This is a genomic window from Microbulbifer aggregans, assembly GCF_020524005.1.
In the GTDB taxonomy this organism is placed as follows: Bacteria; Pseudomonadota; Gammaproteobacteria; order Pseudomonadales; family Cellvibrionaceae; genus Microbulbifer; species Microbulbifer aggregans_A.
Genome location: NZ_JAIVKK010000001.1, coordinates 159,990 through 184,112, shown reverse-complemented (window position 1 = coordinate 184,112; position 24,123 = coordinate 159,990). Strand labels below are relative to the sequence as shown.

The 24,123-nt window shown below is 57.1% G+C and carries 18 protein-coding genes; 7 read left to right on the top strand and 11 right to left on the bottom strand.

The window, feature by feature from the left end:
* Positions 1 to 2: 2 nt before the first annotated feature.
* A complete protein-coding gene (yciH, locus tag LC093_RS00855) occupies positions 3 to 326 on the top strand; it encodes a stress response translation initiation inhibitor YciH (RefSeq protein WP_226661036.1) in 324 nt (107 codons plus the stop codon).
* A 33-nt stretch (positions 327 to 359) separates the two neighbouring features.
* Here yciH and LC093_RS00850 read toward each other — a convergent pair whose 3' ends face one another.
* Together LC093_RS00850 and LC093_RS00845 are read right to left on the bottom strand one after the other, a co-directional pair.
* Positions 360 to 3,005, bottom strand: coding sequence for a hypothetical protein (locus tag LC093_RS00850; RefSeq protein ID WP_226661034.1), 2,646 nt, complete (start codon positions 3,003 to 3,005; stop codon positions 360 to 362).
* A 189-nt stretch (positions 3,006 to 3,194) separates the two neighbouring features.
* Entirely contained in the window at positions 3,195 to 3,899 is a 705-nt protein-coding gene (locus LC093_RS00845) for a TetR/AcrR family transcriptional regulator (protein ID WP_226661033.1), read from the bottom strand.
* Between the two features lie 240 nt (positions 3,900 to 4,139).
* Here LC093_RS00845 and LC093_RS00840 point away from each other — a divergent pair, with 240 nt between their 5' ends.
* The 3 genes from LC093_RS00840 to LC093_RS00830 are packed head-to-tail and all read left to right on the top strand — an operon-like array spanning position 4,140 to position 9,056.
* Complete coding sequence (locus LC093_RS00840) at positions 4,140 to 5,759, top strand: acyl-CoA carboxylase subunit beta (RefSeq protein WP_226661032.1); 1,620 nt, start codon at positions 4,140 to 4,142, stop codon at positions 5,757 to 5,759.
* Between the two features lie 33 nt (positions 5,760 to 5,792).
* Positions 5,793 to 6,953 (top strand): acyl-CoA dehydrogenase family protein, encoded by a 1,161-nt coding sequence (locus LC093_RS00835; protein ID WP_226661030.1) that lies wholly within the window; start codon positions 5,793 to 5,795, stop codon positions 6,951 to 6,953.
* Positions 6,954 to 6,980: 27 nt separating this feature from the next.
* A complete protein-coding gene (locus LC093_RS00830; RefSeq protein ID WP_226661029.1) occupies positions 6,981 to 9,056 on the top strand; it encodes a biotin carboxylase N-terminal domain-containing protein in 2,076 nt (691 codons plus the stop codon).
* 8 nt (positions 9,057 to 9,064) lie between these two features.
* Here LC093_RS00830 and LC093_RS00825 read toward each other — a convergent pair whose 3' ends face one another.
* On the bottom strand, positions 9,065 to 10,600 hold the full coding sequence (locus LC093_RS00825; RefSeq protein WP_226661027.1) for an alanine/glycine:cation symporter family protein: 1,536 nt from the start codon (positions 10,598 to 10,600) through the stop codon (positions 9,065 to 9,067).
* A gap of 154 nt (positions 10,601 to 10,754) precedes the next feature.
* Positions 10,755 to 11,633, bottom strand: a complete 879-nt coding sequence (locus LC093_RS00820) for a 3-keto-5-aminohexanoate cleavage protein (RefSeq protein ID WP_226661025.1) — start codon at positions 11,631 to 11,633, stop codon at positions 10,755 to 10,757.
* Between the two features lie 232 nt (positions 11,634 to 11,865).
* Here LC093_RS00820 and LC093_RS00815 point away from each other — a divergent pair, with 232 nt between their 5' ends.
* Both LC093_RS00815 and greB read left to right on the top strand, forming a co-directional pair.
* Complete coding sequence (locus tag LC093_RS00815; RefSeq protein ID WP_226661023.1) at positions 11,866 to 13,845, top strand: alpha/beta hydrolase family protein; 1,980 nt, start codon at positions 11,866 to 11,868, stop codon at positions 13,843 to 13,845.
* Positions 13,845 to 14,357, top strand: a complete 513-nt coding sequence (gene greB / locus LC093_RS00810; RefSeq protein ID WP_226661015.1) for a transcription elongation factor GreB — start codon at positions 13,845 to 13,847, stop codon at positions 14,355 to 14,357. The genes LC093_RS00815 and greB overlap by 1 nt, the downstream gene beginning before the upstream one ends.
* 48 nt (positions 14,358 to 14,405) lie before the next feature.
* On the opposite strand, the gene LC093_RS00805 is transcribed toward greB, so the two are convergent.
* The 5 genes from LC093_RS00805 to LC093_RS00785 form a co-directional block, all read right to left on the bottom strand.
* Positions 14,406 to 15,014 (bottom strand): hypothetical protein, encoded by a 609-nt coding sequence (locus LC093_RS00805; RefSeq protein WP_226661013.1) that lies wholly within the window; start codon positions 15,012 to 15,014, stop codon positions 14,406 to 14,408.
* Positions 15,015 to 15,024: 10 nt separating this feature from the next.
* Entirely contained in the window at positions 15,025 to 16,455 is a 1,431-nt protein-coding gene (locus LC093_RS20410; RefSeq protein WP_226661012.1) for a DcaP family trimeric outer membrane transporter, read from the bottom strand.
* Positions 16,456 to 16,704: 249 nt separating this feature from the next.
* On the bottom strand, positions 16,705 to 17,862 hold the full coding sequence (locus tag LC093_RS00795) for an acyl-CoA dehydrogenase family protein (protein WP_226661010.1): 1,158 nt from the start codon (positions 17,860 to 17,862) through the stop codon (positions 16,705 to 16,707).
* A gap of 47 nt (positions 17,863 to 17,909) precedes the next feature.
* Positions 17,910 to 18,827, bottom strand: a complete 918-nt coding sequence (locus LC093_RS00790; protein WP_226661009.1) for a DMT family transporter — start codon at positions 18,825 to 18,827, stop codon at positions 17,910 to 17,912.
* Positions 18,828 to 18,886: 59 nt separating this feature from the next.
* Positions 18,887 to 19,390, bottom strand: coding sequence for an Lrp/AsnC ligand binding domain-containing protein (locus LC093_RS00785; protein WP_226661007.1), 504 nt, complete (start codon positions 19,388 to 19,390; stop codon positions 18,887 to 18,889).
* A gap of 149 nt (positions 19,391 to 19,539) precedes the next feature.
* Between LC093_RS00785 and putA the strand changes: the two genes are divergently transcribed.
* On the top strand, positions 19,540 to 22,686 hold the full coding sequence (gene putA / locus LC093_RS00780) for a bifunctional proline dehydrogenase/L-glutamate gamma-semialdehyde dehydrogenase PutA (RefSeq protein ID WP_226661005.1): 3,147 nt from the start codon (positions 19,540 to 19,542) through the stop codon (positions 22,684 to 22,686).
* A gap of 145 nt (positions 22,687 to 22,831) precedes the next feature.
* Here putA and LC093_RS00775 read toward each other — a convergent pair whose 3' ends face one another.
* Together LC093_RS00775 and LC093_RS00770 are read right to left on the bottom strand one after the other, a co-directional pair.
* Positions 22,832 to 23,227, bottom strand: coding sequence for a glycine zipper family protein (locus LC093_RS00775; protein WP_226661004.1), 396 nt, complete (start codon positions 23,225 to 23,227; stop codon positions 22,832 to 22,834).
* A 179-nt stretch (positions 23,228 to 23,406) separates the two neighbouring features.
* A complete protein-coding gene (locus LC093_RS00770; protein ID WP_226661002.1) occupies positions 23,407 to 24,123 on the bottom strand; it encodes a hypothetical protein in 717 nt (238 codons plus the stop codon).

The following is a 24,123-nucleotide window of genomic DNA, read 5'->3' as shown; positions in this document are numbered from 1 at the left end:
CTATGAGCGATAAAAACCGCCTCGTTTACTCCACCGACCGCGGGCGGATCAAGGATGAACCCAAAGCGGAAACCCGCCACAGTGGAGATGGTATTGTGCGGATTCAACGGGAAACCAAAGGCCGCAAGGGCAAGGGAGTGACCTGTGTGCGAGGACTGGAGGGCACCGACGGCGAGTTGAAGCTGATCCTCGCCGAGCTGAAAAAGCGCTGCGGTTGTGGCGGCACCCTGAAAGACGGGGTGATCGAAATCCAGGGCGACAAGCGCGACGAGATCAAAGCCGCGCTGGAAGCCAAAAACTTCAAAGTAAAACTGGCCGGCGGCTGATCCACAGCTGCCCTTCCCCGAGCCGAAGGGCGGTTACAGCGCACCGACCAACCGGAGGGGACGTACCTTCCTGCGCCCCTCTTCTGCCAGACACTCCTGTAGCAGAGCTGCCAGGTTTTGCTGGTAAGCGTCGCTTACCTGGGCGGCGAAGCTCTTGCAATGCAACTCCAGGGCTTGCACCTGACTCAGTGAGTCGCGGGCAGACTTGCCGTCGCCCTCACCCGCCAGTACGGCACGGCCACCTTCAAAACCGGCCAACCGTGCGGACAGATCGCCACCCAGGACTTCTGACTGCCGCTCCACGGCTGCGGCAAGTTTTTCGCACTGCTGCAGGGCAACAGTTACATATTTCTGCAATAAGGGCTGCGGAATTTTTTCTGCCGGCATGCGTTCAACCAGAATACTCGCCAGATCCCCGTAGCGCTCCACATTAGCGAGGGGCGCGCGTAATTGCTCGAATGCCTGCAACCGTCTCAATGCGGCCTGACATTGATTACGCGGTCCCGTATCCATACTTTCTATAGCCTTATGGATTCGCTGATAAAACATGGCCAGTATCTGCCCACGCTGCTGCTGGCAATCCTTGATACGTTCTTGATTGTCCTTGAGCGATTCATCTGCCGATGCCGGCGTTGCGCCACTCAGCTGGTAGTCGGCGGGTTGCACTTTCGCATTGCCGCGTATCAGCCCGGCGCCCAGCTGAATCCTTGCCCCGTGAAGCTGCAAGGTGTTGTAGCGCTGTTCGAGATCCTGCAACTCAATCAGCCTGCTGCGCAGCCAGTCCACAGACCGCTGCAAATCCAGGCGCTGGAGATCTTCATTCGATGGCAACTCCAGGGGTAATAGGTCCCGGGGTACGATGCGATTGAAGTATTCCGCCAGAACTTTTTGCGCCTGTTCGGCCTCTTTGCTTGCGGCCATCAGCGACCTGTTCTCAACCGCGCGGCAATGTTCATCGACACCGATGCGGCTGACACGGCTGCTCAACTCGCGAATATCGGCAAACAGTTTGACCAGGCTGAAATCCGTACGCGCCAGTACCGAGGCGAACTCCCTGTCTTCTACCTCGTACAGCCGCGCGGTGCCGATTGGCTCGCTGAGGCTCCACAAGTCAGTATCATCCTCCATGGCGAGCTCCAGGCTACTCCGGGTCTCTTCATCGAGATTGCCGTAAAGCCAGCGCACCGCCGCTGGGTAATCGGACAAACGCTTACCCACCAGCTGTGCTTCCCGGTTGATTTCGCCGGTAACCAGGTCGGCATGGTTCAGCTGATGCCAATGCGCCACAAATTCAGAGAAACCCTCGCTACCGAGAAAGCAGGCGGCAGTGGTATCCACACGCCCCGCCAGCGTTCGCCCCACCGATTGGCTGGCGCTGCGATGCAGTGACTGCAAACGATCCACTACAGGTACCAGTGCCAGACCGGATGCCGCAAGAAGACGATGCGGCAAACGCGCAATTGCGGGCAGTTGGCCATCATCAGCCGATAGTACGGTTTTTTCATTCTCCAGTGCGTCCTGCATCGCCTGCAGACGGCGTGCCGGGGCCACCAGTAGCCAGGTTGCCAGACAGCCAAGGCGCCCCTGGTAATAGCCCAGAGCCCGACCAATCAGTGCCAGTGTGTCGCCACCATTCAGCGTGGTTACTGCTGACAACCCTAGCGACAGGGTGAGCTCCCCTCGCAGCAACGGCCGCAACCCCTTCGCTGAAACTTCGACCTCCGCGCCTGGGGTCAACCGAATTTCGCTGGGAACCGGCAGGCCGGTTTTCGTACCCAAAACATCAAGTAGCAGGTAAAGACCCGGCGCCTCGGCTTTGGACAAAGTGATCGCCGTACTTTCCGGTAAACGATAACCGCGGTAGTACGGCAGCAGGAACAGGACAGCAAAAAATATCAGCAACAGGAGAGACAGGCCGCTCCCCACTATCGTACCCACGCCAAAAGAGCCGTCGAGTATCGCGGAGGGAATATTCCACAACGCGACACCCGCCTGATAAACCACAAGTAGTGTCATCACTGTGAAGAGCAGCGGTACGACCGATGCCGCGAGAATACCGGGCAACAAACGCACGCGCGACGCAGCCAGGTTTTGTTCAATACCGCCAAGTGCTTCCTGATCTTCTCGAAAAAGGGCCGCTAATTGCTTGCGCGCTGACTGCTGACCGGGAGCATCACCTTCACGAGCTGCATTTGCGCTTGTTGATTTTGCGGCAGCCGAACCAGTGCGCCGAACCGGAGCGGCAATGGTAGCCGCCGGCTTAGGAGGTTCAGCGACCGCAACTGAGCCAGAGGAAGGTGGGGTAACCGCCTTGGCAGCATTCTGCGACTGGTGTGGCGCATCCTTCGCGGGACGCCCATCCGCAACGCCGTTACCCGCAGCCTTGCGCGCCTGCCGCTGCTTGGCAAATTGCATACGTGCCAGCAGCGCGCGGTTGTCAAATGTACCCGCCGGGTGCACCTCGATTTTCAGGCCTATTTGCTGTAGCTGGGTACGGTACTGCACTACCTGCCCCGGCGATAACTGGTCCTTAATAACCCAGCCCTTCAGAAAAAGCTGACGCGCCTGTTGCGGAGAAATGGAAAACGCACTGACCATCTCTGCCAGTACTTCATTCGGTTTTTTGGCCCGCAGTACCTTGCCCGAAGAGACGATTTGAAATTTTTGCTGGCCCGACATGTATTGCTCCCAGGAGCCTCCCCAATAAAACCCCAATAACTGAACACAGCGTAATCACGCTGTTTGTTTTGGTCAGAGAGTAAAAGATTCAGCAGCACATGATTGCGCACTGGTTCTCAGGGAATCTGGGGAATACTAACGCTGTGTGGGATTACCAACGGGGTTCACAGCAAGAAAATGAACGCCATCTCATTTATTCGGCATTGGGATTGGTGGCCATACAGTCACCAAAACCTCCCCGGCAAGCTCTTCGAGGGTCAGGCCACGACCACGAGGTTTGAACCAGCTATGGGTATATGAAAGTGCGCCAAGCAGCAGTTTACGGGCTAAATGGGGGTCGGCGATGCCCAGATGTGCAGGGCGCTCTGCCAATACCTGCAGCCATATCGCCTCGTATTGCTCCCGCTCCACCAGAACCTTTTTCTGGTTCGCAGCGGAAAGACTGCGCCACTCACTCACCAGAATCGGGAAGCCAGGCACCGCAAGTCCGTGTATCGCTTCCAGCTCACATCGGATACAGGCCAACAAGCGTCCCCTTGCCTCGTGCTGCCCCGCAACTGATGCCGCCATACGTGAGCGCGCAAACCGGGTGACCTCCAACATCACCTCGCAGAGCAGGTCTTCCTTGCTTTTGACATGATGAAAAATACTTCCGGACAGAATGCCGACCTCAGCGGCGATATCGCGCACAGTGGCGCGCGCAAACCCACGCTGCTGGAACAGGCGGGCGGCCGCAATGATCAGGCGCCCCCGGGGACTGACCGGATCGCTGATGTCACCCGCCGCCACCAGGGATTGGAACAATTGGCTCCCGTTACCTTTCGCCAAGGTACTGCGCCCACGCTCTCTACCTTTACGGGCCCCCTTGTCACGCGGCGTTTCGGTTCCAGTCAAAGTATTCACACCTACGGTCTTGTCGCTGACGCGCGGTATTGCCCGCGTCACACCCGTTGATAACCAAGCGCTTGCTTGGTAGCTTAGGGACATTGTCGGGGTAAACACGGGACGGTACAAGTATTCCCCTACCCTTTCATCGATAGCCGCGCGGTATATCGGCTTGTTTCATTGTTTACTGGCAATCAGCGCGCACTTTGATCCGGCGCGTGGCCAGCACAAATACAGAGGCAACGTTCCGTGCAACCCATTCGCTCTGCCCTCAACCCCCAAAGTGAAGACTACACGCTCAACTGCGAGGCCATGCATCAGGCATTGTCTGCGTTCCGGCAGGCCGAGCAGCGGATCGTCGATGCAGAGAACGAAAAAGCGGAGCGCTATCACCAGCGCCAGCTACTCCTCCCCCGCGAACGTCTCAATCACTTGCTCGATCCGGGGGCGCCTTTCCTTGAGCTCTGTGGCCTCGCCGGCTACAAGCGTTACGATGACCGGGATGGTAGCGGAGCTGGCGGCGGTGCGATCTGTGGTATAGGAACGGTCAGCGGTGTGCGATGCCTTGTCCGCGTGGATAACTACGCAGTAAAAGGCGGCACAATTTCTCCGGCAGGGATGGACAAAGCGCTGCGCATGCAGCAAATCGCGTTGGAAAACGGGCTCCCCATGGTCACCCTTGCACAAAGTGGTGGCGCCAACCTGATGTATGCCAACGAAACCTTCGCCCCCGGCGGCCGCGGTTTTGCCAACCAGGCGCGACTGTCTGCCGCCGGCATTCCCCAGGTCACCGTGGTGCACGGCAGCGCAACGGCAGGAGGCGCCTATCAGCCGGGGTTGTCGGACTATGTGATCATGGTGCGCAGACAGTCGGGCATGTACCTCGCCGGCCCACCGCTACTTAAAGCCGCTACCGGGGAGATTGCCAGCGAAGAAGAGCTCGGTGGCGCAGACATGCATTGCAGCAAGGTCGGCACCGGGGACTATATTGCAGAAAATGACCGCGATGGCATCCGTCTGGCACGGGAAATCGTTGCAACTTTGCCCCGCCCCACACCGCCCGACTCGTCAACTGGCCTGCCCTCAGCCTGGCTGGAGCCGAGGTATTCCGCTGAAGAGCTGCTGGGTGTCGTGCCGGCAGACAGCCGCAAACCCTATCTCGTTGACGAAATCCTGGCGCGCATAGCCGACGACTCCGCCGCGCTGCCGTTCAAGCCGACATTCGACACGCAAACCTACTGTGGTCATATCCGTATCCAGGGCCACTTGCTGGGGGTTATTGGCAACAATGGTCCAATCACACCCCAGGGGGCCAATAAGGCAGCGCAGTTTATTCAGTTGTGCGAGCAGAGCGGAACACCGCTACTGTTCCTGCACAATACCACGGGTTTTATGGTTGGCACTGAAGTGGAGCAGAACGGCATTATCAAGCACGGTGCCAAAATGATTCAGGCCGTCGCCAATGCCCAGGTACCAAAACTCAGCGTTGTCGTGGGCGGGTCCTACGGCGCCGGCAACTACGCCATGTGCGGCCGCGGATTTGATCCGCGGTTTATTTTCGCGTGGCCAAATGCGCGTACCGCAGTCATGGGGGCACCTCAGGCTGGCAAGGTTATGCGCATCGTTACCGAACAAAAAATGCAACGGGCAGGAGCGGTGGACGAAACCGCACTGGACCAGATCGAACGGGATACTTCGCAATTTATGGAGGCCGGCTCAGACGCGCTCTCGTGCACTGCGCGCCTGTGGGATGACGGCATCATCGACCCTCGGGATACCCGGCCGCTACTGGGATTGCTACTCGATATTTGCCGGGATGCCGAGCATCTTCCCCTCCGCCGGAATTCTTTTGGTGTAGCGAGATTCTAAACTCGAAAACAATAACGCTCCGGGATTACTGCCATGATCATGACCCAGCAGCATCAGGAACTTCAGCGTACCGTTCGCAACTTTGTCGAGCAGGAACTCAACCCTCATGTTGACGAATGGGAGGCCGCCGGGGGCTTTCCAATAAAAGCCATATTCAAGCAGTTGGGTAACCTCGGGCTGCTGGGCATCAGCAAGCCAGAACCACTGGGCGGTATGGGACTGGACTTCAGCTACGAAACCGTATTTCTCGAAGCGCTGGGCGCGACACATTGTGGCGGCATCCCCCTGTCCATTTCCGTACAAACCGCAATGGCTACACCAGCACTCGCACATTTTGCCCACCGGGAACTGCAGGAGGAATTTCTCACCGCCGCGATCCGGGGCGATGCCGTCGCCTCCATTGCAGTTTCAGAGCCCGGTGCCGGCTCCGATGTTTCCGCTATCGCGACAACGGCCACCAGCGACGGGGACGACTACCTGGTAAGCGGCAGCAAGATGTGGATCACGAACGCCACCCAGGCAGATTTTTTTTGCACGCTGGTCAACACCGGGGGCGACAAAGCCCACAGCAATAAATCACTGGTCGTTATCCCTGCGAAATTGCCCGGCGTTCGGGTGGGCAACAAATTACAAAAAATGGGCATGCGCGCCTCGGAAACCGCGCCGGTATTTTTTGATCAGGTGCGCATTCCCAAACGCTACCGGATCGGAGACGAAGGCGCCGGTTTCCTACTGCAAATGCTGCAGTTCCAGGAAGAACGTCTCGCTGGTGCAGCCCTCACAATGATGGGGCTGGAAAACTGCGTAACTTCCACAATCGACTATGTGCGTGACCGCCAGGCATTCGGTGCACCGTTGCTCAACAACCAGAGCATTCATTTTGCCCTGGCCGAAATGCAGACAGAGGTGGAGTGTCTGCGGGCATTAACCTATCGCGCCGTCGCGGCTTATTGCCGCGGTGAAGATGTCACCACACTGGCCTCCATGGCTAAACTCAAGTCCGGCCGGCTAACCCGCAGTATCCCGGACCAGTGTCTGCAGTTTTGGGGAGGTATGGGCTACATGGAGGAAACCCAGATCAACCGCGCATACCGGGATCTGCGCCTCACCGCCATCGGTGGCGGCGCCGACGAGGTCATGCTCGGCATCATCTGTAAATTGATGGGCATTCTGCCCTCTCGTAAAAAATCTTGACTGCAAGTTTTATCAGGGAAGCCAGACATGCCTACGCTGCTCATCGCCAACCGTGGGGAAATTGCCCTGCGCATCCTCCGAACCGCAAAACTGGAGGGCTATCAAACGGTCGCGATCTTCAGCGATGCGGACCAGAACGCCCCCCATGCTGCAGCGGCGGATATCGCCATTCCGATTGGTGGCAACACCCCGCAGGAATCCTATCTGGACATCAGCAAACTTATCCAGGCGGCGAAAGCCGGAGGTGCCGATTGCGTCCACCCCGGCTACGGGTTTGTCTCCGAAAACCCGGCCTTTGCCCGTGCCTGCATCGAAGCGGGCTTGTCTTTTATTGGTCCGTGCGCCGAAGCAATCGAATTGATGGGTAACAAGCGGCGCGCCAAGGAGTTTGCCATTGGCGCAGGTGTACCGTGTATACCCGGCTATCAAGGCAGCCAACAATGCTCGGAACTGCGCCGGCATGCCAGTGAAATTGGGTACCCGGTAATCTTGAAAGCGGCCGCGGGTGGCGGTGGCCGTGGTATGCGCACCGTTCACGAGGATATGGATTTTGAAGCCCACTACCATTCCGCGCGTGCCGAGGCCCTTTCGGCCTTTGGCAGTGACGAACTGATTCTGGAAAAGGCCGTTCTCAACGCGCGCCACATCGAGATCCAGATATTTGCAGACCAGCACGGCAATTGTATCTACCTGGGTGAGCGGGATTGCTCAATCCAACGCAGGCATCAGAAAATCGTCGAAGAGGCCCCCTCCCCGGCAGTATCTCCACGTCTGCGCAAAAAAATGGGCAATGCGGCGACCGCCCTCGCCCGCGCCTGCCAATACGTCGGCGCCGGTACGGTGGAATTCCTGCTGGATGAAAACGACAACTTTTACTTCCTCGAGATGAATACGCGGCTGCAGGTTGAACACGGCATCACAGAAATGATCACCGGTACGGACCTGGTTGCCTGGCAGCTGGCCGTGGCCCGGGGTGAACCCCTGCCGCTATCTCAAGAGGACGTGCATCTGAGCGGACATGCGATAGAAGTTCGCCTGTATGCCGAAGACCCCGCGCGAAACTTTCTCCCCCAGAGCGGTACAGTTTTACACTGGCAAGCACCGGAAGGAACGGAGTATCAGGCCCGACCTGCAGCGCCACAAAACACTTCGATACGCTTCGATCACGCCCTGGCCACCGGGCTGGAGATTTCACCGTTTTATGACCCCATGCTGGGCAAGCTGATGGCCTGGGGCAATAATCGGGAGCAGGCGCGGCGCCGACTCGGCAATGCCCTCGACACGCTGCAATTGGTCGGCCCACACAATAACCAGTATTTCCTCAGACAGATCATAGAGGATATGACTTTTGTCCAAGGAAAAGCGCATACGGGTTACCTGACTCAACAATTTTCCGAACCCACACGAACGCCCGTCTGCCACAATCACGTGCGAGCGCTCGGCTGCGCACTAGTGCATCATATGTCTCTCACGAATACTCTGTCACAGAGGGATCAACGAACCGCAAGGGCAAACTGGCACTCAAACCAATCAGGTGCGGGGCGGCAGTACTATTTCCGTGAAGATGAAACGTACTGGCACGCCACACTGCAAGCACATACGCCCCGTCAATATTTAGTACACCCCGTTGAAGGCAAAGAAGTCACCATCGAGTTTCCGGAAATCCCGCCAGGGCAACCCTATCCTCATGGCATCCGCGTCACTATCGATCAGGTACACCGAAAAGTTCTCTGGTATTTACGACATGACCAATTGAAATTGGTACTTGATGGATACCAGTGGGAGTTCGAAGATGTGACTTATGCGCCCGCGGCCGAATCAATTGCAAAAGGAAGCGGTCGCATCCAAGCGCCTATGGATGGATACATTACCGGCATTTGCGTTCAGGAAGGAAGCCCCGTCTTGTCAGGAGATCCGCTCGCCACCATGGAAGCGATGAAGATGGAGCACACCCTGAAAGCCGATTGCGATGGCATAGTCACAGCGATCAGTATTACCAGGGGCTCGCAGGTAAGTAGCGGACAATTATTGATACAGATTCATGTCGGTGAAAGTGATCAGGGTGCAACCTGCGAGGCTGAGGCCAGCCGGGTCGCCCCCTGACTTACAGTTTATCGTTTACGGGCGCGGGTATGGCGGGGATGAATCTCACCCGCGTGCTCCCCCGGAATATGCGGGCCTCCGCCCCAAACATCCGGTTCAATACCCGGGATATGGTGACGACGGGCATCGAACACCGGCTCCTTTACCCCCTGTTTGAGTTGAGCCTCGTAATCCGCAAAAACCCGCACTGCAACGCCGGATAGCAGCAAAATCGCCAGCAAGTTTGCCGAAGCCATAAAGCCCATCGACATGTCCGCGAGATTCCACAACAGCTGAAAATTGTCTTCCCGGCCGCTCCAAGCCACCCAGGCACCAAACAGAATGAACCCTATATATAACACTCGATAGCAGAAAATCGATGTCCTTGTATGCCACAAGTAGAAAATATTGGTTTCGGCGTAGTAGTAATTGGCGATGATCGAGGTAAAAGCGAAAAATATCAGGGCGATGGCAATAAAGCTGTTGCCCCAACTACCCACTTCACTGGCCAGTGCAGACTGAGTAAGAGTCACACCCTCCACCACACCGCTCAGCTCGACATTACTTAGCAGAATAATGGAGGCCGTCGCGCTACAGATCAGCATGGTATCGAGGAATACTGAAGCCATCTGCACATACCCCTGCACCACCGGATGCTTTACATCCGCGGCGGCGCCGACGTTTGGCGAAGACCCCATACCTGCTTCATTGGAAAAAAGCCCGCGCTTGATCCCGTTCGCGACCACTGCGCCAAATGCGCCAGCACCGGCCTCCTGAACGCCAAACGCATTACTGAATATCAGCGCAAACACTTCCGGGATTCGGGGAATATTGGTCAGAATGACGAACGTCGCAATGGCGAGGTAGCACAGCGCCATAATCGGCACCACGATACCGGCGAAGCGACCGATGGATTTGATACCGCCAAATACAATGAGTGAAGCCAACACCGCGATCACAAAGCCCATCAGCAGTGGGTTGACGCCCCAGGCCGCATGAATGGCCTCCGCCATGGCATTCGACTGCACGGCATTGAAAAAGAAGCCAAAGCAGATGATAAGACATATGGAAAATACGATCGACAGCCACTTCCAGCGTTTTCCCAATCCTTTATCGATGTAATAGGCTGGCCCACCGCGGAAAGTGCCCGCCACCTCACCCTGCTCCTTGTAGGTTTGCGCCAGGATATTCTCGATCAGGCTGGTCGCCATACCGAGCATGGCCACCACCCACATCCAGAAAACAGCCCCGGGGCCGCCGGCCGTAATCGCGACAGCTACGCCCGCGATATTGCCGGTGCCGACACGGGCCGCAGCACTGGTGGCGAACGCCTGAAAGGAGGAAACTGAATCGTCGTGTTCCTTGCGGAAACTGTGCCCCATCACCCGCAGCATCTGGCGGAAACCGCGAAACTGAACAAAGCCCGTGCGCCAGGTAAAATAGAGACCGGCGGGCAGTAACGCGGTAATCAGGATACCCAGCCACCAGATACCGCCGATACCACCCCAGGTCAGGCTATTGCCCCAGCCGACCAGGGCTCCCAGACCTTCGAGGAACTCCTGCATACACTACTCCGCAAGCACGCCCCCAGCTGGACCGGCCCATAGCGACATGAGCGATGCGGGAGCGCGATGGTTTGGCGTCGAATGACGCATACAAACTAAGCCTAGCAGCCCGTTCCCACTCTGCAGCCAATCCCTCGCAATGCCGCTGCGCAGGTCATAAAAAGATTTCCCGGGCCCTTTGCGGCGAAACGACTTTGCGCCCGGCCTGCTCGGCAATCTCCACGAGGGCCTCGACCAGTTGGCCATTACCGTTGGCCCGCTCGCCACCCGGCAGGTAAAACGTGTCTTCCATACCCGTACGCAAGTGTCCGCCCAGCTCCGCGGTCTTACGATGAACCGGCCAGATTTCATCGCGGCCAATCAATGTGGTCTGCCACAGGGATTGCGGCTTCATATAGCGGGGAAGCAATGTCAGCAGGTCTGCATCGGCCGGCATGCCGGAGGCTACCCCCATCACCAGATTGTAATTGGGCGCGGGTACCAGACCGACATCGGCGAACATCCCCACCGAGCGCAGGATGCCGACATCGAAACATTCGAACTCCGGGCGAATGCCTTCCTCGCGGCAAACCGCCAACAGCTCTTCTATCTTTTCCACGGGGTTTTCAAACAGCATAGGGGGCCAGGCCCACTGGCCGTTGGCGCGCGCTTTCAGGTAATTGAGGCTGCCGGCGTTACATGCGGCAATCTCCGGCCGTCCCGCACGCAGACAGTCCAGGGCCCCTTGCTGATCGCGCCCGATCGTACCGGTAGTGAAGTTCAAAATGACATCCGGGCAGGCTGCGCGAATCGCGTCAGCAACAGCAACGGCCACAGCGGGATTCCAGCTCGGCAAGTGCCCGCGATCCGCTTCCTGTGCGCGAAAATGCACATGCATCACAGAGGCCCCGGCGTCGTAGGCTTCTCTCGCTGACCGGGCCATTTGCTCCGGCGTTACCGGCACCGGATGCTGGGTGGGATTGGTGAGCACTCCGGTGAGAGCACAGGTAATCACTACTTCCGTTGCATCCGCAGCAGGTGGGCAAGGTGACATGGCATTCTCCAGGCAACCGTTTTGTTATCGCTATTTTTTCTCGCAACCAATATGCAAGTCAGTGTGCAAGTCAGTCGGCCAACCACAACCAAGCAAACGCTTGGTTTGGACCAGTTACCCGAGCCTAACATAGCCCCGTAATGTGAAACAGCGCCCCTTGTGTGGCGCCGACACCAACGTACAATGCCGGAAAATCAATACAGCGAATCCTTTCAGGAGAACCCGCAGTCCCATGTCTGATGCAATAACGCCAAAAACCTCCAACGAGCGGAGTACCGCTCCGTTTGGCAGCTGGACCTCGGAAATTAGCGCGGACCTGTTAACTTCCGGCAATGTACGGCTTAGCGAGGCACGCCTTTACGATGGCCGCGCCTACTGGCTCGAGTCCAGGCCCACGGAAAAAGGCCGCTCAGTACTGGTCGAATACGACCCCAAGCAAGGTAAGCGCGACCTTCTTCCCGCGCCCCTCAGCGTGCGTTCCAAGGCGCACGAATATGGCGGCGGCTGCTATATCGTCGGCGACGGCTGGGTGTATTTTGTCCTCGCTGCCGACCAACGCATCTACCGTATGCCGCTGGATGGCACAGTCCCCGAGCCGCTCACCCCTGAAGGCTCATATCATTATGCCGACCTCGTACTCGATAACACGCGCCAGCGTTTGATCTGTGTACAGGAAGACGAAAGCCAGAGTGATCATGAAGCCATCGCCCGGCTTGTTGCGATTGATCTGAACAACAACGACCTGAACAATAAAGAAGCGATAGAGATTCTCGCGGAAGGTGCTGATTTTTACTCCAACCCCGCACTCAATCCTGCAGGGAATCGCTTGAGTTTCCTGCAGTGGCACCACCCCAACATGCCCTGGGACGCAACCGAACTCATGCTGGCGGAGCTTGATAGCAACGGCAAACCGACTCGCACCGGCAAAATTGCCGGCGCCGCAAACGAATCCATTTTCCAGCCGCAGTGGTCGGCCAGTGGAGAGCTGTACTACGTATCCGACCGCAACAACTGGTGGAATCTGTACCGTCACGGCAGCGAGCAGCCCCTTTGGGACAAAGCCGCCGAGTTCGCGACGCCCCAATGGGTGTTCGGCATGTCCACTTACGGGTTCATCAGCCCAGAACAGATATTCTGCACCTTCAGCGAAAATGGCTGCTGGAAACTGGCGCTACTGGATCTGGAGGATGGATCACATCGCTTCCTCGAACATACGGGATGCGACTTTGAGAGTATCCGCTGTGATGACGGCAAAGCTGTGTTCATCGCCAGTGGGCCGACAGACTTCCCCTGTGTTGCGCAGTACGATGCCAAACAGGATCAGTTCACGACGATCGCCAGCAGCAGCACGATCAACTTGGCAGGCAGTCTGCTATCCCGCGCACAGGCGGTTGAATTTTGTGTTGGCGAGCGGACGGTTCACGCGTTCTACTACCCACCGTGCAATCCCGTTTTTACCGCGCCTGCGGGCGAGCGGCCGCCGCTGATCGTATTCAGCCACGGCGGCCCCACCGGAGCCACTTCTGCGGGGCTCAATCTGAAGGTGCAGTACTGGACGAGCCGTGGCTTTGCCATTCTCGATGTCAATTATTCCGGCAGTACCGGCTACGGCCGTGCTTACCGCGACCGCCTGCAGGACAACTGGGGAATTCTGGACGTTGAAGATGTCTGCGCCGGCGCAAATCATCTGGTTGACGGCGGCCTGGCCGACCCCGAACGACTACTGATCAAAGGTGGCAGCGCGGGCGGATACACGGTACTTGCAGCGCTGGCATTCCACGATACCTTTTCCGCGGGTGCCAGCCACTACGGTATTGGTGACCTCACTACCCTCGCCCGGGATACCCACAAGTTTGAATCGCGCTATCTGGACAAGCTCGTGGGCCCATGGCCTGCAGCCGAAGCAATCTATCGGCAACGCTCCCCCATTGAACATATCGAACAGCTGAACTGCCCGGTGATTTTCTTCCAGGGGCTGGAGGATAAAGTCGTACCACCCAATCAGGCGCAAGCGATGGTAGATGCACTCAAAGAACGGGGGCTACCGGTGGCCTACATCACCTTCGCCGACGAAGGCCATGGCTTCCGCAGTGCCAGCAGTATCAAAATGGCGCTGGAGGGTGAACTGGAATTTTACAGCCGCGTTTTTGGTTTTCCGTTGCCGCAATCCGGCCCCGGTATAGATATCGTCAACCTCGGAGGCAAGGCCTGATGGGGCGCTGGAGACCGCCGCGCCCACGCGGCTCAAGGTACATTACGCCGGAAGGCGCAAAGCGCATGCGTGTGGAAGTAAAGCACTTGTGGGAAGTGGAACGCCCCCGTGTTACCCAGGCCGTCAGCGATGCGGCCAAGCTCGGGGACCGATCGGAAAATGCCGATTACATTTACGGTAAAAAACGGTTGCGGGAAATCGACAGCCGGGTCCGCTTTCTCACCAAACGACTGGAAGAAGTGACCGTCGTCGATCGTATTCCGGAAGATCGCGAAAAGATTTTTTTCGGTGCCTGGGTAACACTCGAGGATGAAGACGGAAACGCCCTGCGCTACCGCATCGTTGGCCCTGATGAGTTCAATGTAAAAGAGGGGTTGATCTCCATGGACTCGCCCGTCGCCCGGGCGCTACTGGGAAAACGGCTGGACGATGAAGTGGAAATCCAGCAGATGGAACAGTGGATCACCTATTACATCTGCGAAATCCATTATCCGGACATCCCCGCTGACTAGCCCGCGGGGACCGTTCTGGAATTACCTCTCGCCATTCAACACTTTCGATCACAAAATGCCGGAACGGATTAGTTCTGCAGTCAATGCTTTGGAAAATTTCTGAACATCCGCCTCTTCCGGCATGATGTAATTGGTCGCCGCAATGGTGCGAACATAAGTGTCAGCGGCCATGCTCCAGACCAGTTTTTGGGTAACGACGCTAAACAATTTGACTTCCGCCCGGGCAACCTGCGAGGCAGGATAGTCCCTTTCTACCTGCTTCACATCCAGCACGTTCACAGAGAGTACCGAAGTATATCCACCGGAGGTGACCACCGGCACGACTTGTCTACGGCTCGGCCCATGCACGCCCGGAACCGCGCTATGCCAGCCGACAGCTGACACCTCCTGATCTTGCAGCTCCCGCACGATAACGCTCTCTACCATGCCACTCACCGCAGGGTTCCGCGTATACACAATCACCATGGTTCGCCCCATTGAGTAGGCGCCACTGCCCGGGGCACTCCATACGTTATCGATTTTGGTTGTGCTATGGGCACAGGCACCAAGTATCAGTACGCACGCAAGAACCAGAATCTTTCTCAGCCAGAAGCGCGCAACAACCCGCTGACGGTTCCAGCCTCTGACTAAAGGGCCGCTCTGTGTGTAATTCAGCATTATCGTGCCCCTAAAAAGTCAGGCGGCTGGTAAATTGAAAGCGGGTAACAGAGCCTCTTCTGTCATCCCTGTCGACGCGGGAGCCGTAAAGCGCCTCAAAGCCAAACAGCCATTTGGGAAACGGCGTCCAGACCAGGTTGGCACTACTGTACTTTGCACGCCGGTATGCTTCAGGTCGCTGAAATTCATAGTTATCCACTTTGAGTTGCCCGTGAGTGACCACCGAATAAAAATCCGGATTCCACCAGTGCTGGAATCCAAGCCAGCCGCCGCGGGAGGTAATGGTATCCAGGGTATTGGTGTCGAAGTCATAAACCGCACCGGGTGGAGAGTCATTCAATAAGCCACCAATACCTTCTCCGAGCGCGTAGCCGAACGTCAAAAAATCCTGCCGGTTCGACCACGGCATGTTGAGTCTTCCGGAGAAGTTGGCACCCCAGGCAGTCTCGGATATTGTGCCCTCATCGTTAGCACTAAACCGAAGGTCACGGGTGATAAGCGCACCCTCAATGCGAGCGTCATCCGTTTCCCACGCCAAAGCAGCCACCGCATCCGGCCATTCCGGCACCGAGTCCAGCTCGGCGAAAATGTCCACGAGATCTAGAATGGGGGCATTCGTAAAAGCTCGGCCAACCGGATCTTCCAGTGCCAATTTAAGACTGAGGCAACGCCTTAACTCCTTCGTCCAGCGCAGCATGGCTCGCCGGGTTGCAACGCCAGAGGGAGGCCCTTCAAAATCCAATGTATTGGGGAATGAAGGAAGATACGTAAAGGTCGACCAGTCTTGGCCCAGCAACAGGTCTCCCCCGAAAAGAATATCACTCACTTCGCCGTAAGCCTGGCGCATGCGAGGATCAGGGTTTGCGCTGAAGAATTGACCGAAGTAGTCCATGGAAATGTACGTGGTCAGCTGGTGCTTGCCCACAGGCGTTCGGGTTTCCACCACAAGTCGCGAGGTCTGAACCGAAAAGTGGGTAATGCCATCCGATCCCTCTATCGGAATGCCGTCTCTTGTCGCGATGGCCGAGGTAACAAAGGCGGTCGGTGAGGCAATGGCGTGGTTGTCGTGGGTAACATCCAACTCGACAAAGCCGCTGATTTTGAGGCGTGTTTTGGTGCCGAAGACGTCAAAAGAACCGGGCCAATTGAGCGCTGCTTCCTGCGCCTCCCGATCCAATAAAACTTTCAGTTCAGTTTCTTCAGCGGAAGTTAGCTCTAGCGGATGTGCCGAAGGCGAAGTTGGCGGTTGTCGCTGCAAAGCTTCGACCTGCCGGCGCAACTGTTGCTGCTGGCGCTCCTGCTCATCGAGGCGACGCTTTTGAACCTCGATAACCTCGAGCAGTTGCCCAGTCTCGTCATCTGCGCCCTGCGCATAAGAGGACGGCACTGCCAGTCCAACACTGACAACCAGCAAAGCAACTGAAAAATAGAAAATTCGCACGTGCTAAAACCGTTAAACTGCCCAGTACCCAATTGGCCCCGGCCTTTGCGGGGATACTTTTGAAGGTAAATTTAGTCAACAATTCCTAATGTGCGTGTTTTGCGGTGCCTACATACGCAATTTTCCGACACGGGCTGGCACTTCATGCCAAACGCTGGTCTTAAAAGCGGGAAAAGCCTTTTTGGAAGTGCAGTTTAAGGAGTGAGTAGCGCGGGCAGAGAGCTTTCTACCCGCTGAACACGAATTGGGCTAACGCACACCATCCAAAAGATGCCGCGCAATAATCAGGCGCTGAATCTCGCTGGTACCCTCATAAATGGTGGTAATACGGACATCGCGGGACATCCGCTCCAGCGGAAATTCTCGCGTATAGCCCACACCACCATGCATCTGCAGGGCCACGTAACAGGCCTCGTTGGCTTTTTCCGAGGCATAGAGTTTTGCCATAGACGCCGCCGGCCCAAAGGGCTGCCGCGCATCTTTCTGCCATGCCGCCTGCATCAACAACAAACGCGCAGCTTCCAATTCTGTGTATTTATCTGCGAGCTGCCACTGCAACCCCTGAAACTGGGCCAGCGGTTTGCCGAACTGCTCCCGCTCCTGCAAATACGCACGCGCGCAGTCCAGGGCTTCGAGGCCGATACCCAGCGCCAGCGAGCCAATACCAATCCGGCCACCAGCCAATTCGCCCGCGGCGATGCGGAAGCCACGATTCTCTTCGCCCAACATATTCGATGCGGGGATTCGGCAATCCTCGAAGGCAACTTCATTGGTCACAGAGGCCTTCTGGCCCATCTTCTCTTCCGCTTTGCCAATGACCAGGCCGGGCGTGCCCGCTTCTACCAGAAAACAGGAAATGCCCTTACCTTTTGGCGCAGAAGAATCCGTTACCGCCCAAACCACGAACACACCGGCAAATTCTGCACTGCTGATAAACAACTTACTGCCATTCAGTACATAGTCGTCGCCATCTCGTACGGCGCGTGTGCGCATGGCTGCCGCATCGGAGCCTGAAGCCGGCTCTGTCAGGCAGAATGAACCCGCGGCATATTCACCACTACAGATTTTTGGCAGGAAGTAGTCTTTCTGGGCTTCGGAGCCTTTTGCCTGGATCACTTCAGCAACCATATTGGTTACCGAAGTTGTTGTGGCTGTAGACGCACAGCCACGCGCGAGTTCGGTGATCGCGAGGCTGAATGCAATAGTACCTGCGCCGGTACCACCGAACTCCGGATCAATATTGATCCCCATAAACCCCAGCTCGGCCAGCTGTTTCAGTTTTTCCAGGAACAACGGACGGTTGCCGGTTTTGTCCAGCTCGGCCGCTACCGGCTTTAGCTCGCTGTCGGCAAACTGCCGCGCGGCCTCCTGAATCATCTGTTGCTCGTCAGTCAATTCAAAGTTCATCGCACATGCTCACTATTTATATCGTTATTTTAAATTTGCTGGCGCTCTCAGGTCGCTGGGCGCCGCAACAACCAGCGCCGCAGCAATCCCTGCTGAATGGCGACGCCCAGCAATATCAGCGCTAGACCGCCAATCGTCGCCATATGGATTTTTTCGCCCACCAGTAACGCAATTAGCAGCAGCGATAAGGGTGGAGAGAGATAAATAAAGTTACTGATCCGGGCCGTGTTGTCGCAACTCAGCATCGCTGCCTGCCAAAGAAGGAAGGCAATACCCATTTCAAACAGGCCCACGTAGACGGCGCCGATCCAGCCCTCCACCGGTGGCCACTGCCAACCGCCCTGCCACCACAGCGCACCCGCCAGCCACGGCAGCCCGCAGAGGAAGGTCAACAGCAAATTCACTGCAGCATTACCCCCAATTCGGGTATTGAGCAGCCAGTAGCAGGACCAGATCAAAGTACTGAACAGAGCCAGCCCTATTCCCACCGGCTCCTGGAAGTCCAGTGCCAACAGCCGCCCCTGGGTAGCAATAACAAGCACCCCGGAGTAACACACCAGCCCGGCAAGCAGATCCTGCCGGCGCAACTTCTGCTTCAATAGCGGAACGGAGAGTAGCGCCAGAACCACACCCCAGGTGTAGTTAAGCGGCTGTGCCTGTTGCGCCGGTAACAGCTCGTAGGCGTGAAACAACACCAGGTAATAAAGGAAAGGATTGCAGAAACCGAGGGCGATGTACCAGCCCCGGTTGTGACTCCAACTCTGTGAGAGGTCAGACCAACGCCCCTGCCAGGTGACGACCAGGGCCATGAATATAGAGGACACCACCGAGGCGATGGTGACGAGTTGCAGGGGAGAGAGATATTGCAGGGACAATTTGAACGCGCTGGCAACGGTGGACCAACAGAGCACCGCCGCCAGCGCGTAAATTGTCGCGCGATAGTTTGCCGTTTTTTCGCCAGCCAATGGAAAGACTTCCTTTACACCTGAACCTGAACGGAATCCAGGGCTAACTTACGGGATGATCAGCGTTTACCGGCTTTGGGTTCCGGGTCCGGCACCGCGACCGAGGTATCGGTTTTCACTTCCTGTATGACCACGTAGGTATGGGTTTCCCGCACGCCCGGCACCGAAGCCAGCTTTTCACCGAGGAATTGGCGGTAACCGAGCATATCCTTAATGCGGATTTTGACTAAGTAATCAAAACCGCCGGCAACCATGTGACACTCCTGCACCTCTTCCAGACTGGAAACGTGCCGGTTGAAGGCTTCAAGCGCCTCTGTTGCCGTATCAGACAGGGATACCTGGATGTAGACCACAAGGCCTGCATGTACCTTAAGCGGATCAAGCAGCGCCACATAGTCGCGAATGAACCCTTCGCGCTCCAGGCGCTTGACGCGTTCCAGGCAAGGGGTGGGACTTAGGTTTACCCGCCGAGCCAACTCGACATTCGGCAGGCGACCGGAACGTTGCAAAATCCGCAGGATCTGGCGATCAATGCGATCCAGATCTTCCAATTTCCGAGACATAGCAAAATACCCTACTGGTGATTAACCGGATAAGCCCTATATTTAACCACACTTGTCGCCAATATGGCGATTAATTCTGCACGGTTTGCCACATAATCCGGGTTTTTATCCTGCCCTTAAAATCAGTCTGGGAGCTTTGAGGAAAAAGTATGCCTACACATTTCGCCGGAGACCTGCAAAACGCCCGTCAAAAGGCTAGAGAGTACCTGCACGCCGACGAAAACCAGTGCGTCAGTGAACTGCTGGCCGCACCCCGTCCGGGCGAGGCCCTGAGACAGAAGATCCTGGATACCGCAAGCCAGCTGGTGGTGAAGTCTCGCGAGCACCGCAGCAAACGCGGCACTTTGGACGCGTTCCTGCAGCAGTTCGGCCTGTCTAATAAGGAAGGCGTCGCCCTGATGTGCTTGGCAGAGTCCCTGCTGCGCGTACCGGATGCCGATACTGCAGACAAACTGATCGCCGAGAAAGTGCACTCCGGCAACTGGTCCAGCCATCGCGGCCAGTCTGACTCGCTGTTCGTGAACGCCTCAACCTGGGGGCTGATGCTCACTGGCAGCATCGTAGAACTGGATCCGGATATCACCGAGAAGCCTTCCAGCTGGATGAAGCGCATGGTAAGCCGCATGGGCGAGCCCATGGTGCGCACCTCCATGATGCAGGCCATGAAAATCATGGGCGGCCAGTATGTTCTCGGCCGTACCATCAAGGAAGCCCTGAAACGGGGCCCGGCGGAAAACAAGCCTGGCACCCGCTTCTCCTTCGACATGCTCGGCGAAGGCGCCCGTACCATGGCGGATGCCCAGCGCTACTTCGATTCCTACATGATGGCCATCGAAGCGATCGGCGCCGACAACACCAAGCGTGACGTGGTGGAAGCCAACGGTATTTCCATCAAGCTCTCCGCCCTGCACCCGCGCTACACTGAGCTGCAGCGCGAGCGAGTCATGAACGAGCTGCTGCCCAAGGTGAAAGAACTCTGCCTGGCCGCCGCCAAATACGATATGGGCCTCAATATCGACGCGGAAGAAGCAGACCGCCTGGATATTTCCCTGGATATTTTCGAAGCCCTCGCCCGCGATCCGGAGCTGAGTAGCTGGCAGGGACTCGGCTTTGTATTACAGGCCTACCAGAAGCGTGCGCCGCACGTTGCCGACTGGCTGATCGCGCTGGGTCGCGACAGCGGCCGTAAACTGATGGTGCGACTGGTGAAAGGCGCTTACTGGGACAGCGAAATCAAACACGCCCAGCAGATGGGCCTGAGCGACTACCCGGTTTATACACGCAAGTGCCACACCGACCTGTCCTACCAGGTGTGTGCGAAAAAACTGCTCGATGCGCGCGATGCCATTTACCCGCAGTTTGCCACCCACAATGCCTACACCGTGGGCCTGATCCTCGAACTGGCCGGCAATGCCGATGATTTCGAATTCCAGCGCCTGCACGGCATGGGCCACCTGCTGTACGATCAAATCGAAGCGGTACACGGTCGCCGTGTACCGGTGCGCGTATACGCTCCGGTAGGCGCACACAAAGACCTGCTGCCCTACCTGGTTCGCCGACTACTTGAAAATGGTGCCAACAGCTCTTTCGTAAACCGCTTTATGGACGAGAAAACACCGGTCAGCGAACTGGTCAAGGATACCCTCAAGCAGAGTGAAGCCTGCGACCCCTATCGCCATCCACAGATTCCGGTACCGTCCGATATTTACCTCGGCCACGAAGCCCTGCCGCGTAAAAATTCCCACGGCATCGAGCTTACCGATCCCATCGCGCTGAACCCCCTCGCCGCTGCCGTGGAGCAGTCTGCTGGCAACCTGTACGTGGGCGCCCCACTTGTCGACGGTGTTGCGGTCAACGCGGATCAGCCGATCTACAACCCGGCGACCGGTGAAGTGATAGGCCACACCGCCGACACCGATACAGCGCTGATTGAAAAGGCCTTTGCCTCTGCGGCAGAACACCAGCGCGGCTGGAACAAGCTCGGCGGAGAGATGCGTGCAAACGTACTCGACAAAATCGCCGACCTGTACGAACAGCACATGAATGAGCTGGTTGCCATCATCTGCCGCGAGGCCGGCCGTACACTGAATGACGGTATTTCCGAAGTACGTGAAGCGGTGGATTTCTGCCGTTACTACGCCAACGGCGCACGCCAGCACTTCGGCGAACCTACCGTACTGCCTGGACCAACCGGTGAGAGCAACGAGCTCAGCCTGTGTGGACGCGGCGTGTTTGTATGTATCAGCCCCTGGAACTTCCCGCTGGCGATTTTCACCGGTCAGGTCGTCGCCGCACTGGCGGCGGGTAACGCGGTACTCGCGAAGCCGGCCGAACAGACACCGGCCATCGCCCACCGTGCCGTACAACTTATGCACGAAGCCGGCGTACCACAAAAAGTTCTGCACCTGATTACCGGCACCGGTGCCGCCATCGGTAAACCGCTGCTGGACAACCCGCATGTAGCCGGGGTTGCCTTTACCGGATCCACCGAGACCGCCAAGCACATCAATATGCAGCTGGCCGCAAAAGACGGCCCCATCGTGCCGCTGATCGCCGAAACCGGCGGCCAGAACGTCATGATCGTAGACTCCACCGCCCTGCCGGAGCAGGTTGTGGATGATGTCATCCAGTCCGCGTTCCTGAGCGCCGGCCAGCGCTGTTCCGCACTGCGAATCCTGTGCGTACAGGATGTGATTGCAGACAATCTGCTGAACATGCTGAAAGGTGCCTGTGAAGAACTCACACTTGGCGACCCGTCCAAGCTGGAAACCGACATCGGCCCGGTAATCGACGAAAAAGCCCTGGGCATTCTGGAGAAGCATCGCGAGCGCATGCAGGCAGAAGCCAAACAGGTGTTTGCCTTCAACGAAGACCAGCGCCCGCAAAGCGGCACCTTCTTTGGCCCGCAGGTGGTTGAGATTAAAGATATCAACCTGCTCAAACGCGAGGTGTTCGGCCCGTTCCTGCACGTAATACGCTTCAAGGCGGAAGAACTGGAAGATCTGATCCAACGCATTAACGCGACCGGATACGGACTCACGTTTGGTCTGCATTCCCGTATCGAAGGCCGTGCCGGTGCCATTTTCAAACGCGTCGATGTAGGCAACTGCTACGTGAACCGCGATATGGTGGGTGCGGTTGTGGGCGTGAACCCGTTCGGCGGTATGGGGCTGTCCGGCACAGGCCCGAAAGCCGGTGGCCCGCACTATCTGTTCCGCTTTGCCAACGAAAAAACCAAGACGGTCAATATCGTGGCAACCGGCGGTAACACCCAGCTATTCACCCTGGGCGAATAACCCGGTAAAAGCAAACCGACAAGAGAGAGCGGCCTTCGAGCCGCTCTTTTTTTTGCCAAATTTTGCTACGAGCAAACAAAAAAAGGCCGGAGCGAAGTCCGGCCAAATAGCAAAGTCCTGTGAGTTGCCGAATACAAAACCTGCTTTAATTCAAAACCCGATAGCCTCGCCCACGCAGGCAATTGCGCACTATGTAATTCTGTTCCGCATTGGCACTGCCAACGCCGCTGACACCACCGAGTAATGCGCCAGCTCCGGCACCGGCCGCAGCTGCACTGCTGGTATCGCCAATGATTGCGCCCAACGCACCGCCCAGCAGTGCACCACCCGCAGCGCGAACAACGCCTCGCCGTCCGGCATCATTTCTCGCAGCCATGGACAACCCCTTGCAGTCGGCAAGATCGAGTTGATACTGCCGCATGTTCACGCCGTACGTATCAATCACGACGTTTCCGGCGCCCGGGACCTGTTCTGGCTGATAGGCACATCCGAATAAGGTTGCTGCGCTCAAGCCCACAGCGGCCAACAGTTTCAATTTCACTTGGCTCTCCTCACTACGTGTGTCGCCTGTATCCTCTTTAGGTTTAGACGTCGGTGGAAGTGTGCGCCAACATTGACCGGGAAAAATAGATGACCTGAAGGTCTATGGAATAGGTAGGAAGCTAAAAAAATTGGGACAGGGGGAGGAATCGGACAGAGCCGCCTTTGACTACAGGGCACTCAATACTCTTGTTGCCGAGGATAATCATAGCGGATACGTACCTTCTGGCTGTTGCCGCGCGCATCCAGAACATTGCTTACACCTTCAAACACCAGAAGCCGTCGACTTTCATCGTCGTACTGTAAATGCAGGCTGCCAGCAAAGAGTCGCAAAAGCGGCTGCGCCACGTCCACATCAATACACACCCGGCTGCTGCCGCCCTCATCACACGGAATACTACGTGCTCGCAACCCTACTTTGCGGCCGTGAACCGGTGAGGCAAAATCGAAAGCGACCCTGTCGCCGCGCAGCAATCCGTCCCAATGTTGCCGCACAAATTCATCAAAGCCGGCGTCAACCACATCGACTTCATCTCGCGCAAGCACGACGCCCCTGACATTCTCACCTTGCCGGCTTTGATACTGTAGCTGCCAGCCCCGATCTCCTCTCTGCACTTGACGCTGTTCGCCATGGCGAAGATCCAGCTGTAAAACATCCGGCCGTGGGGATGCGACCCTTCTGATTGTCTTTTTTGCGATGATGTTGCCTTCAGGACTGTAATACAGAACCTGGCGCTGGCTCAGCGTGCCCGCCTGCCCCGGCTCAGCCGGCAGGTGGTATTCACAGTACACTACCTGACCATTCGAGAGATCCGTCGCTATACCGCGGGCGAAAAACTCCCCTTCGAAGCCACAACTGGTGCCCGCAACCAGTGCAGCAGCCATCCAAGCAAACAT